This window comes from Roseobacter sp., assembly GCF_024639605.1.
GTDB lineage: Bacteria > Pseudomonadota > Alphaproteobacteria > Rhodobacterales > Rhodobacteraceae > Roseobacter.
Genome location: NZ_JAHEHZ010000019.1, coordinates 23,700 through 34,677, shown reverse-complemented (window position 1 = coordinate 34,677; position 10,978 = coordinate 23,700). Strand labels below are relative to the sequence as shown.

Annotated in this window: 11 protein-coding genes and 1 pseudogene; 7 read left to right on the top strand and 5 right to left on the bottom strand. The window is 63.8% G+C overall.

Annotated features, from left to right (window positions below):
- From Q0M35_RS04460 to crtA, 3 genes and pseudogenes are all read right to left on the bottom strand, one after another.
- A pseudogene (locus tag Q0M35_RS04460) lies at window positions 1–566 on the bottom strand (magnesium chelatase ATPase subunit D); the annotation flags it as partial.
- Window positions 563–1,567, bottom strand: coding sequence for a magnesium chelatase ATPase subunit I (bchI, locus tag Q0M35_RS04455; RefSeq protein WP_295313014.1), 1,005 nt, complete (start codon window positions 1,565–1,567; stop codon window positions 563–565). The pseudogene Q0M35_RS04460 and the gene bchI, both read right to left, overlap by 4 nt.
- Window positions 1,564–2,280 (bottom strand): spheroidene monooxygenase, encoded by a 717-nt coding sequence (crtA, locus tag Q0M35_RS04450; protein ID WP_295313013.1) that lies wholly within the window; start codon window positions 2,278–2,280, stop codon window positions 1,564–1,566. The genes bchI and crtA overlap by 4 nt, the downstream gene beginning before the upstream one ends.
- Window positions 2,281–2,383: 103 nt before the next feature.
- Between crtA and Q0M35_RS04445 the strand changes: the two genes are divergently transcribed.
- From Q0M35_RS04445 to Q0M35_RS04425, 5 genes are all read left to right on the top strand, one after another.
- Window positions 2,384–3,931: a phytoene desaturase gene (locus Q0M35_RS04445; protein WP_295313012.1), complete on the top strand. Its 1,548-nt coding sequence runs from the start codon at window positions 2,384–2,386 to the stop codon at window positions 3,929–3,931.
- A 130-nt stretch (window positions 3,932–4,061) separates the two neighbouring features.
- Window positions 4,062–5,099 carry a 15-cis-phytoene synthase gene (gene crtB / locus Q0M35_RS04440; RefSeq protein ID WP_295313011.1) on the top strand — a complete coding sequence of 346 codons (1,038 nt, stop codon included), beginning with the start codon at window positions 4,062–4,064 and terminating at the stop codon, window positions 5,097–5,099.
- Window positions 5,100–5,103: 4 nt separating this feature from the next.
- Window positions 5,104–5,586, top strand: a complete 483-nt coding sequence (locus Q0M35_RS04435) for a TspO/MBR family protein (RefSeq protein WP_295313010.1) — start codon at window positions 5,104–5,106, stop codon at window positions 5,584–5,586.
- Window positions 5,587–5,731: 145 nt separating this feature from the next.
- A complete protein-coding gene (locus Q0M35_RS04430) occupies window positions 5,732–6,001 on the top strand; it encodes a hypothetical protein (protein WP_295313009.1) in 270 nt (89 codons plus the stop codon).
- Window positions 5,982–6,359: a hypothetical protein gene (locus tag Q0M35_RS04425; protein WP_295313008.1), complete on the top strand. Its 378-nt coding sequence runs from the start codon at window positions 5,982–5,984 to the stop codon at window positions 6,357–6,359. The genes Q0M35_RS04430 and Q0M35_RS04425 overlap by 20 nt, the downstream gene beginning before the upstream one ends.
- Before the next feature lie 54 nt (window positions 6,360–6,413).
- Here the strand turns inward: Q0M35_RS04425 and crtC are convergent, their stop codons facing one another.
- Window positions 6,414–7,286 carry a carotenoid 1,2-hydratase gene (gene crtC / locus Q0M35_RS04420; protein ID WP_295313017.1) on the bottom strand — a complete coding sequence of 291 codons (873 nt, stop codon included), beginning with the start codon at window positions 7,284–7,286 and terminating at the stop codon, window positions 6,414–6,416.
- Window positions 7,283–8,833 (bottom strand): 1-hydroxycarotenoid 3,4-desaturase CrtD, encoded by a 1,551-nt coding sequence (crtD, locus tag Q0M35_RS04415; protein WP_295313007.1) that lies wholly within the window; start codon window positions 8,831–8,833, stop codon window positions 7,283–7,285. Before crtD ends, crtC begins: the two co-directional genes overlap by 4 nt.
- Before the next feature lie 94 nt (window positions 8,834–8,927).
- On the opposite strand from crtD, the gene Q0M35_RS04410 reads away from it, so the two are divergent.
- Together Q0M35_RS04410 and Q0M35_RS04405 are read left to right on the top strand one after the other, a co-directional pair.
- Window positions 8,928–9,821: a polyprenyl synthetase family protein gene (locus Q0M35_RS04410; RefSeq protein WP_295313006.1), complete on the top strand. Its 894-nt coding sequence runs from the start codon at window positions 8,928–8,930 to the stop codon at window positions 9,819–9,821.
- Window positions 9,814–10,956 carry a methyltransferase gene (locus tag Q0M35_RS04405; protein WP_295313005.1) on the top strand — a complete coding sequence of 381 codons (1,143 nt, stop codon included), beginning with the start codon at window positions 9,814–9,816 and terminating at the stop codon, window positions 10,954–10,956. Before Q0M35_RS04410 ends, Q0M35_RS04405 begins: the two co-directional genes overlap by 8 nt.
- Window positions 10,957–10,978 lie beyond the last annotated feature (22 nt).

Sequence of the window (10,978 nt, the reverse complement as noted above, 5' to 3'; positions counted from 1 at the left end):
TTATCGATGCCAAAGCGGGCGGCCAGCGTTGTCAGCGCGTCGATCTGGTCCGGCGCGATGGTCACATCCGCAGGGTCGCAGGCCTCTGTCCCCGCGGGGACAGGTGCCCAGCCGGGAGGCATACGACCCTCCGGCGAGATATAAAGCGCAAGCCGCCCGGAGAGGGCAGGGGGCAGCGTTTCGTCGGCCTCTGCACCTTCATCAAGGGCGATGATCACCGGGGTATTTGCGCGGTCGGTCCGGCCCGCGAGTCGCACGGCGAGACCTGTGCTGCACCGCTCTGCCATGCTCAGGATTATGACCTGTGCCGTTTCTAATATCCCTTTATTATTAATAAGATAGCCGGATTTAAGCGTCGCCCCGAGGTCAATCCCGCCAAAGAGCTGATCGTCGGAGATAGTGGGGTGGATACGGCGCGCGGCAAGCGGGCTGAGCGCGTCGAGGATGCGGTCACGGGCAGGGCCCGCGCGCATCCGCAGGTGCAGGCCGCCGGCGCAGACCGGATCATAGAGCAGCAGGCCGGTCGCAAGTGCGGCGCGGCCCCAGCTGTCGGGGTCATCGCTCACCCCAGCACCTCCGAGACGATGCGTGTCACACGGGCGCCGGAGCCTGCCTCATCGAGGGGATCCCGGCGCAGGCGGTGGGACAGGGCTGAGGGCGCGATTGCGGCGAGATGCGTCCGGGTGAGTTTGCGGTCGCCCTGCCAGGCGGCGAGTGCGCGGGCGGTCCGCAGCAGCGTCAGTTCGCCTCGCAACCCGTCCGAGCCAAGTGCGATGCAAAGCCGCGCACAATCGTTCAGGATCTCATCCGGGGTCTGTACTTTCGCCAGCCGTTTGCGTGCTTTCAGGATCGTCTCGCGCACCTCTGCGTCCCGCGGCGCCCAGGATTCCATGAAATTTTCCGCATCGGTTTCGAAAGCGTGGCGGCGGCGGATCACCTCGACCCGTTCATCGATGTCGCCGGGCGAGCGGACCTCGACCGACAGCCCGAAACGGTCGAGCAGCTGCGGGCGCAATTCGCCCTCCTCGGGATTGCCGGAGCCGACAAGCACAAAGCGGGCAGGGTGGCGGATCGAGAGCCCCTCGCGCTCCACGACATTCTCGCCCGACTGCGCCACATCGAGCAGCAGATCGACGATGTGATCCTCCAGCAGATTGACTTCATCGATGTAGAGATACCCACGGTTTGCGCGGGCCAGCAGACCGGGCTCAAAGGCCTTTTCGCCCCGGGTCAGCGCCCGTTCGATGTCCAGCGCGCCGACCACACGGTCTTCGGTCGCACCCAGCGGCAGATCGATCACCGGCGTGGGGCGTGTTACGATCTTTTTCGACCCTAATTCGGCCCATTCCGGGCAATCAGCCGTCTTTTGCGAGTTGACCGGACAGCTTTCGACAGCCCGGATCGGCGGCAGCAAAGCAGCCAGCGCGCGCACGGCGGTTGATTTGCCGGTGCCGCGGTCGCCAAAGACCAGGACGCCGCCGATGCCGGGATCCACTGCGGTCAGGATCATCGCCTGTTTCATCTCGGCCTGACCGACAATTGCGGAGAACGGAAAAGGGGTCTTCATGCTGAGATATCCAGATTTCTGAGGGGGCTCGTGCCGTCCCATGTGCCGGCATCGCCGAGGATGGCAAAGCGGGCATAGAGTTCTTCGGAAAACCAGTTGCCGTCCCGAACCGCCCGGATCGCTGCGGCATGGGGTCCGTTTTCGCGGGCAAAACCGGCCATGGCTGCGGCATCCGGCCAGATGGAAAAGGTCACCTGGTGCAGCAGAGGAACCTCACCGATGCCGATTTTGAAGGCGACGTTACGGTCCGCGCCGATCATGCGGCTGATGTCGGGTACGCGCTGCCAGAATTTCATCGCAACGCCGGGCCGGATCGTTGCACGGGTGAGGGCGGCAAGCGGGCCGGTGGGCCGGCGACCCGTGGGGCAGAAGGGGGCCCGTCCGGACCAGTTGCCCCGCGCAGAACTGGTCTCCAGAAAAACGGTCCAGTTTTCATCCGAACGTCGCTTGTAGCGCTGAAAAACAGCAGCGTTTTCAGTTTGTTGGCGCGCAGTTTCCTCATCAGGCCAGCTCGCCAGGATTGCATAGACTGCCGTGTTGGGCAGGGGTGTGAACCCCTCACCGGTGCCGGACCCGCAGAGCTTCCAGAACCCGATGCCGGGCACCCGGGGCAGCGATACCCGTGCGGCCCCCATCATCCCCAGCGCCCAGGCGCGCGCCAGTGGCCCCGCAAAGCGGAAAAAGCTCAAAGTCACAATCGGGGTATCCTGCATCGGCGCGCTGTTACTGAATTTGTGTCAACCAAGTCTGACACGCCAAGCCACAGATGGGAAGAACGCAATTGTCAAGTGAACTGGACACATCTACTGTAAGAATATGATGACACGCGTGGATCCCATCGAATCTCTGTCAGCCGGGCGTGACCGGCGGGACAGGGCCATTGTAATCGGCGCGGGGCTCGGAGGTCTGGCCGCCGCGATGCGTCTAGGGGCCAAAGGTTACCGTGTCACGGTGATTGACCGTCTTGATGTGCCGGGCGGGCGCGGGTCGGCGATCCGCCAGGACGGGCACCGGTTTGATCTGGGTCCGACGATCGTGACAGTGCCGCAGCTTTACCGCGAACTCTGGGCCGCCTGCGGGCGCGATTTCGACAAGGACGTGGAACTGCGCTCTCTCGATCCGTTTTATGAAATTCGCTGGCCGGATGGTACGAAGTTCGTGGCCCAGCAGGACACCGGTAAGCTGCGCGCTGAGGTGGCGAAACTTGCACCGGGCGACGTGGCGGGGTTCGACAAATTCCTCGACGACAGCGCGCGGCGTTACTGGTTCGGGTTCGAGGATCTCGGCCGCCGGTCGATGCACAGGCTGCTGGACCTGATCAAGGTGCTGCCGACATTTGCCCGCCTGCGCGCGGACCGGTCTGTTTACGCCCATGCCGCTTCACGGGTGAAGGACGAAAAGCTGCGCATGGCGCTGAGTTTTCATCCGCTGTTCATCGGGGGCGACCCGCTGCATGTCACGTCGATGTATATTCTTGTGGCATATCTCGAAAAGGAATTCGGGGTGCACTACGCGATGGGCGGGATTGCCGGTATGGCCGAAGCCATGGGCCGGGTGATCAACGATCAGGGCGGCACGCTGCTGATGGAAACCGAAGTCGACGAGATCGTGATCCGCGACGGTGTGACCACCGGTGTGCGCCTGGCGAGTGGTCTTGAGATGGGGGCCGATGTGGTTGTTTCAAACGCGGATGCGGGCCATACCTATGACCGGCTGCTACGCAATCACAAACGCCGGCGGTGGACCAGCAAACGGCTGGCGCGGACGCGGTATTCCATGAGCCTTTTTGTGTGGTACTTCGGCACGAAGGGCACGCGTGGTGACTGGCAGGATGTGGGCCACCATACGATCCTGAACGGGCCGCGCTATACGGGGCTGCTGAAAGATATCTTTATCAGGGGCAAACTTTGCGATGACATGAGTCTGTACGTGCATCGCCCGTCGGTCACGGATCCGGGCGTGGCGCCCGAGGGAGATGACAGTTTTTATGTGCTGAGCCCGGTGCCGCATCTGGGTCACGACAACGGCGTGGACTGGGCCACGGAGGAGCCGCGCTATAAAGAAAAAATGCTGAAGGTGCTGGAGGACCAGCTGCTGCCCGGACTGCGCGATAAGATCAGCACCGAAGTGGTGTTCACACCCGAGACTTTCCGCGACCGGTATCTCAGCCCCTTTGGTGCCGGTTTCTCGATTGAGCCGCGCATTCTGCAAAGCGCCTGGTTCCGGCCGCATAACGTCTCTGAAGAGGCGAAAGGGCTCTATCTTGTAGGGGCAGGAACGCATCCCGGCGCAGGTGTGCCGGGCGTGATTTCGACGGCGGAAGTGCTGAGCCAGCTGGTGCCCGATCCGGAGGTCGTGCGATAACCGCGCGCCTTGAAACGCGTGCGATAACCGCGCGCCTTGAAAGTACTGCGATGACTGCGCCTGGAAGATGGCACAGCGTAACCGGTGAGATGGATGGCAGTGCGATGGTGCTGCGCAAAGGAAGAGACCAATGATTGCACCCGCAGATCTTGAGCATTGTCGCGAGGCGATCCGTCACGGATCCCTGTCGTTTCACGCCGCCTCGAAACTGTTGCCCGCAAAGGTCCGCGATCCCGCTCTGGCGCTTTATGCCTTTTGCCGGCTGGCCGATGACGAGGTCGATCTGAAGGCGGAAAAGGCAGAGGCGGTCCTGCGGCTGCGGGACAGACTCGACGCTGTCTATGCCGGACGCCCGCAGAATGCCGCCCCTGACCGGGCGTTCGCCGCCCTTGTGGACGATTTCGAGATGCCCCGCGCGCTGCCCGATGCGCTGCTGGAGGGGCTGGCCTGGGACGCGGAGGCGCGGCGCTATAAAACGCTCTCCGGTGTGCGGGATTATTCCGCGCGTGTGGCCTCGGCGGTGGGCGCGATGATGTGCGTTCTTATGGGCGTGCGCGACGCGGATGCGCTGGCGCGGGCCTGTGATCTCGGTGTGGCGATGCAGCTGACCAATATCGCCCGGGATGTGGGTGAGGACGCGATCGAAGGTCGTATATATCTGCCACTCGACTGGCTGGAAGAGGCAGGGATCGACCCCGACGCGCATTGCACAAACCCGGAGGCCTCAGACGCGGTGCGCGCCATGGTGCGCCGCCTCGTGATGGAGGCCAACAGGCTCTATATGAGATCCGAGGCCGGGGTGGGGGCCCTGCCGTTGTCCTGCCGCCCCGGCATTTATGGAGCGCGGTTTATTTATGCCGGCATTGGCGGACGGTTGCGCACAATGAAATACGATTCGATCTCGGCGCGGGCGCGCACGGGCAAATGGCAAAAGGTCGGCTGGCTGGGCCAGTCACTGCTGCTGAGCGGCGCCACGGTTGTGATGCCGCGTTCGGCGGTGCTTTATGCCCGGCCACTTGAAGAGGTGCAGTTTCTCGTTGATGCCGCAGCCCGGGGTGTGCCTCAGACCACGCGCAGCGATGCGCTGATTTCTGTACTGGCCACGCTGGAACAGCATCGTCAGGACCAGCGCGCGCACCTGACCGGCCAGCGCGCCGGGGCGACCTGACGCGATGTTCTGGCTTACGTTTGCAGTCTTCTTCGGCGCCTGTGCCGGTGCTGGTCTCACAGGCGGTTTGTTTCCGCCGGGCCCTTGGTACCGCACGCTGGAAAAGCCCTGGTTCACGCCGCCCGACTGGGTTTTTCCGGTCACATGGACGGTGCTGTATTTCTGTATCGCCACTGCGGGCGCGAGAGTCGCGATGCTTGAAGGTAACGGCCTCGCGATGGGGCTCTGGGCGATGCAGATTGCCTTTAACGGGCTCTGGACACCGGTCTTTTTCGGACTGCGCAACATCCGTCTGGGCATGGCGGTGGTCTCGTTTCTGTGGCTCGTCGTGGCGGCCGGGATGGTGGCCTTGTGGCAGGTTGACTGGCTCTCCGGGCTTTTGTTCGTGCCCTATCTGATCTGGGTCACGATCGCGGCGGCTCTCAATGCGGGCGTCTGGCGTCTGAACCCGGAAGAGGCCCGCAATCCGCCACCGATTGAAACGTAAAAGGAATGCGCAGACCCTTTAAGGCACCCTGGCGTTTTTGCAGCGCTCCGGACATGCAGAAAAACCATGTTCCTGCAGGACAACGGGTCATCACCTGCTATGCGGACGGGACGGGGCGTTGGTGTGCGGTGACAGGTGCTCTCAGATGAATGCTGCGCACAGTAAATCCCGCAGCATCCGCCACATCCTTGCGCTTATCTTTGCCTTTCTGGTGCCTGTGGCCATTATTTATGCCGACGTGATCATGCTGAACAGCACCATGGGCGAAAGCTCTCTGGTGCAGATCGCTCAGGTGCTGATGATCCTGGCGGGCGCTTTTTTCTTTGTAGCAGGCGCACAGGCGCAGCCCGCGCAGCGCGGATATCTGGTGCTGATTGCCACGCTCTTTTTTGTGTATGTTCATCCGCGAAAATGACGGGCTGCTGGACAAAATCGTCCATGGGTTCTGGGTTGTGCCGGCCTCTGTGACAGCCTTTGCCGGGGGTCTTATCCTGCGCCGCAGCCGGGATACTGTGACGGGCCCGTTCATTGCGCATGCTGAAACCGGTCCGTTCTGGATTCTGATGACCGGCTTTTTCCAGCTGATGGTGTTCAGCCGCCTCTTCGGAAGTGGCCATCTGTGGGATTTTGCTGAAGGCAGCGCGGGCTCTGACGTGGTCAAATCCCTCGTGCAGGAAGGCACTGAACTGGCCAGTTATACGCTGATCCTGCTGGGCTCTTATCTGTCGTTGCGGTCACGCTTTGGCGCCGGCGCACCGGAGGAGAACGAGTGAGCAGCCGGCTTTGTGCAAGAGGCGCAGGACCGTGGCTTCGGATCGGGGCGCCGGTCAGGACCACCGCCAGTTCCGGCGGCGCGGGACCCTGACGGCCAGCATCGGTTTCAGGAGCGGGGAGCGGAAGCGTCGCAGATCCAGCGCCTCATGCACGCCGGTCGTGCGCTCGCCGTCAAGCACCGTCTCCACCGCGGAGCGCGTATAAAACGGCGCATCCAGCATGCCGAGGGTCTGGCGTGCACCTTGTCCCGGATCAGCCCGGGTTTCGCGGGAGACGGCCCAGAGACTGCGGCGCAGTTTCGTTTTCGGGGGCAGGGAGATGGCGCTGGCCTGCCCGTCGTGGCCAAATCGGAAACCCGCGGCAAGTTCTGATCCATCAAGCCGTGTGGCGTCATAAAAACAGGTCGCACCTTTGCCCGTGGGATAGCGCCCCCAGGTCCAGTAGCTGAAATCTTCTTCCAGTGCGCGGGTCCCGAAATTGGCGTCGAAATACCCCTCGCCCTGCCACTGCCATCCCGGGCGGTCGATATCGACCTCGATGCGCGCGCAGGGGGCAAAGGGCCGCCAGATATGCGCGCCGTCAGGTGTCAGTGGCAGTTCTGCATGCGTGATCGCGGACGGCGTCAGCGTGATGCGGCCCCGCACCCTGCTGATGAGCGGCGGGCCGGAAACCTCGTCAATGTCGATCACCAGACGGCCTGCCTCCCAGCGCATCATTGAGGGGCCGACCTCGAACCGCGAGGCAGTCTGGCGCAGCGCGCTTTCGCCCCGGTCGGTCATCGTAAACCGCCCGCCAGCCCCGTAAGTGGCCACGTTGATACAGACGTGGTTCTGCGGGTTGCGCCGCCCGGACCAGCGGTACCAGGGCGAGAAAACAGAGCCTATAAACCCAATAACAGAGACTGCGCGCGTGCCGCAGTCGCTCAGGCCGTCGACATACCACCAGGCATAACCGTTGGCCGCAACGTCGACGTTGAAGTTAGGTCGCGTAAGATCGCCCCGGCCGCGTGCCGTGCGGAGAGCGTCGCCATCGGCACCCCCGCGCCCGGATGCGTCCCCCCGCCCGCGAGCCAGAGCCCCGGCACCGGCGTCACAGCGGTTGGTCGTTTCAGGGCGGCGGTCATGCCGTGCGGCGTCTGGCCGTAAAGCGCGCCCAGACTGTCCGGGAACATCCGCGCGAAAGTCTGCGGTGTCGTGATGGTTGTCGCGTCCGGTGTCGGGCTGAAGGTCACGCCCGAAGAAATGAGCCGGTGAGTGATCTGATGATGCCATTGGTCAAGGTCCGTTGGGTCAGTGGTGTCAGAGGTGGCGGGCGCGTTCGAGATGATTTCAAAGCGCTCCTGTGCCGGCGGTGGGGTCTGCTGCCCGCGGTCTTCGGCGCAGAGATAGAGCGTGGGGTCGGCGGGTATGCGGCCTGCGGCAAGATCGGTGAATTCCGACTGCGGATCGGCGGCGAAAAACACGTTGTGATGGGCCAGATCGCGTCCGGCGGGCGTGGCGGCAAAGCTGTGCACCCGGGCGGAAAAGGAGCGCGGCAACCTGAGGGTTTGGGGGGCCACATGGCGGAGGTCTGCGCCAAGACTGCCGGCGGCAATTGCGCGCGGATCACCGGCATAGACCACGGCCTGCGCGGTCAGCGTTTCGCCTCCTGTCAGGTGCACGCCGGTTGCGCGGCCCTGCGTCAGGCCGATGCGGTCGACGTGGGCATTGGTACGGATCTCGACGCCGAGGGTCCGGGCAACGGTCGCCATCGCCAGCGCGAGGCGGTGCATGCCGCCCTCGACGACCCAGACGCCGGCGGCTTCGGCCTGCCAGATCAGCGAGAGTATAGCGGGGCTCAGGTGCGGCGCGCCGCCGACATAGGTGGCATAGCGTCCGAAAAGCTGCGCCAGACGGGGGTCGCTGAACTGCCGCCCTAGTGCGGATTTCAACGTGGACAGCGGCGCCATCGCGCGGATCAGCGCAGGCTGGCGCAGCACGTGCGGGATCAGGTCGGCGAGGCGCGGGGCAGGGGCCTGCATCATGGGCGCATCAAAGGCCTGAAAAAGCTGCGCGGTGCGTCTGTTGAACCGGGTGAAATCATCGGCGGCGCGCGCTCCCGCGAAATCCGCAATGGCATCGGCGCTCTTTCCGGCATCCGCGTAGAGATCAAGGCTGCTGCCGTCGGGCCAGAAGTGCCGCGCGAGAATGTCCTGAGGGATCAGTGTCACGTGATCTTCGAGCCGGGCGCCGGCGCAGTCAAAGAGGTCGTCAAAGACATGGCGCATGGTCAGTACCGTAGGCCCGGCATCGACCGGCCCCGCAGCACTGGGCAGGGTCCGGATTTTGCCCCCGGTGTGGGCGTGACGTTCCAGAAGAGTGACCTGCAACCCGCCTGCGGCAAGCCGGATGGCGGTCGCAAGCCCGGCCACACCGGCACCGATCACGACGGCGCGGACCCTTTCAGGATGCAGCGGGGTGGCAGAAACAAGCATAGGCGATTGTTGACTCAAGCGTGCAATGTGTCCAGTATGATTTACACATTGGTGTCGAATTATTCTGACACAATGCCTTTGAGGGATGTTTTCTATGGGTCTGAATACGCGGATCGAAGCGTGCATCGCGCAATCAGTTGCACTCGGCCAGGGACGCGGTTCAGTCCCGCCAAAACTCGCCTCTGCGCTGGGGTATGCAACGGCACCGGGCGGTGCGCGGATCCGCCCGACGATCCTGATGTCGGTGGCGATGGCCTGCGGCGATGACCGCCCGATGATTTCTGACGCGGCGGCGGCAGCGCTTGAGCTTATCCACTGCGCCAGCCTCGTGCATGATGATCTGCCCTGCTTTGACGATGCCGATCTGCGGCGCGGGAAACCATCGGTGCACAAAGCCTATTCCGAGCCGCTTGCCGTGCTCACGGGTGACAGCCTGATCGTGCTGGCATTTGAAATTCTCGCGCGGCAGTCCGCGCATGCGCCCGACCGGGTGGCGCAACTTATCATGACCCTGGCACAGCGCACCGGCATGCCGGGCGGTATCTGTGCGGGCCAGGGCTGGGAAAGCGAAACCGAGATTGATCTGTCCGCCTATCACCAGGCGAAAACCGGCGCGCTCTTTATTGCCGCCACACAGATGGGCGCGATCGCCGCCGGTCAGGAGGCCGAACCCTGGTTTGAGCTTGGTGCCCGGATCGGTGAGGCCTTCCAGGTCGCGGACGATCTGCGCGACGCACTTTATGATGCTGAAACGCTGGGCAAACCTGCGGGTCAGGATGATCTGCACGGACGGCCGAACGCTGTGGCGCAGCTTGGCGTGCAGGGCGCGATTTCGCGTCTGCGTGATATTCTGGGCGGGGCGATTGCCTCTATCCCCTCCTGCGCCGGCGAAGCACAGCTGGCGGAAATGGTGCGCATGTATGCCGAGCGTCTGACGCCGGTTGCGCCGACAGTAACGGCTGCCGCCACACCCACCCGCCATGTCTGATCTCAGCGCGCCGCCGTCGCCGGCCTGGCGGGGCGGCTGGCTGAACCGGCTGATCGCGCGTCCCGGCTTCCAGAGCTGGGCGAGCCGCTTTCCGCTGACCCGTGGCCAGGCGCGGCGGGATGGCGCTGTTCTTTTTGATCTGGTGCAGGGGTTCGTTCAGAGCCAGGTGCTGATGGCGCTGGTGGAACTTGATCTGCTGCCGCGTCTGCGTGGTGGGCCGCAAAGCGCTGAAGACCTCGCGCGTGCTGCAGATGTGCCGGCGGACCGGATGCAGATCCTGCTGCAGGCAGCGGCGGCGCTGGGGCTGATGAAACGCCGGCGTGACGGGCGTTTTGCTCTGGCGCGTAAAGGAGCGGCGCTGATGGGCGTGCCGGGGCTCGATGCGATGATCCGTCACCACCGCGCCTTTTACGCGGATCTTGCGGACCCTGTTGCGCTGCTGCGCGGGCCGGAGCGCACCAGGCTGTCCGAATTCTGGCCGTATGTCTTCGGTGCGCGCGGGGAGATCGCCCCGGAGGTCGCCGCGACCTATTCCGATCTCATGGCGCAAAGCCAGCGACTGGTGGCCGAAGATACCCTGCGTGCTGTGTCGCTCAGAGACGTGGAACATCTGCAGGATATCGGCGGCGGAACAGGCGCCTTTCTCGAAGCTGCGGGCGGCGCATACCCTGACCTTTCCATGACGCTTTTCGATCTGCCGCAGGTGACGCCGGCGGCCACCGCGCGGTTTGCGCAGGCGGGCATGTCCGGGCGCGTGACCCTCTGCCCTGGTTCTTTCCGCGATGATCCGTTGCCGCGGGGCGCGGATGCGATTTCGCTCATCCGGGTTCTGTACGATCATACGGATGACACCGTCGCGCATCTGCTGCGTGCGGTTTTTGATGCTCTGCCGGACGGCGGGCGCCTCATCATCTCAGAGCCGATGGGCGGTGGCCGGCAGCCCGACCGGGCGGGGGATGTCTATTTCGCTTTCTACACGATGGCGATGCAAACCGGGCGAACGCGGTCGGCAGAGGAAATCGCAGCACTGTGTAAAGCAGCCGGTTTCACAGACATCCGCAGTGCGACACCCGCGCGCAGCTATGTCACGCGAACCCTGACGGCCGTCAGACCGGCTGTCCCGGGGAATGTGTAACCGAATGACTGTCCAATTTGAT

Excerpts from the sequence above, each read along its gene's own strand:
- bchI (WP_295313014.1), bottom strand. The coding sequence starts at position 1,567 with ATGAAGACCCCTTTTCCGTTCTCCGCAATTGTCGGTCAGGCCGAGATG.
- crtA (WP_295313013.1), bottom strand. The coding sequence starts at position 2,280 with ATGCAGGATACCCCGATTGTGACTTTGAGCTTTTTCCGCTTTGCGGGG.
- Q0M35_RS04445 (WP_295313012.1), top strand. The coding sequence starts at position 2,384 with ATGATGACACGCGTGGATCCCATCGAATCTCTGTCAGCCGGGCGTGAC.
- crtB (WP_295313011.1), top strand. The coding sequence starts at position 4,062 with ATGATTGCACCCGCAGATCTTGAGCATTGTCGCGAGGCGATCCGTCAC.
- Q0M35_RS04435 (WP_295313010.1), top strand. The coding sequence starts at position 5,104 with ATGTTCTGGCTTACGTTTGCAGTCTTCTTCGGCGCCTGTGCCGGTGCT.
- Q0M35_RS04430 (WP_295313009.1), top strand. The coding sequence starts at position 5,732 with ATGAATGCTGCGCACAGTAAATCCCGCAGCATCCGCCACATCCTTGCG.
- Q0M35_RS04425 (WP_295313008.1), top strand. The coding sequence starts at position 5,982 with ATGTTCATCCGCGAAAATGACGGGCTGCTGGACAAAATCGTCCATGGG.
- crtD (WP_295313007.1), bottom strand. The coding sequence starts at position 8,833 with ATGCTTGTTTCTGCCACCCCGCTGCATCCTGAAAGGGTCCGCGCCGTC.
- Q0M35_RS04410 (WP_295313006.1), top strand. The coding sequence starts at position 8,928 with ATGGGTCTGAATACGCGGATCGAAGCGTGCATCGCGCAATCAGTTGCA.
- Q0M35_RS04405 (WP_295313005.1), top strand. The coding sequence starts at position 9,814 with ATGTCTGATCTCAGCGCGCCGCCGTCGCCGGCCTGGCGGGGCGGCTGG.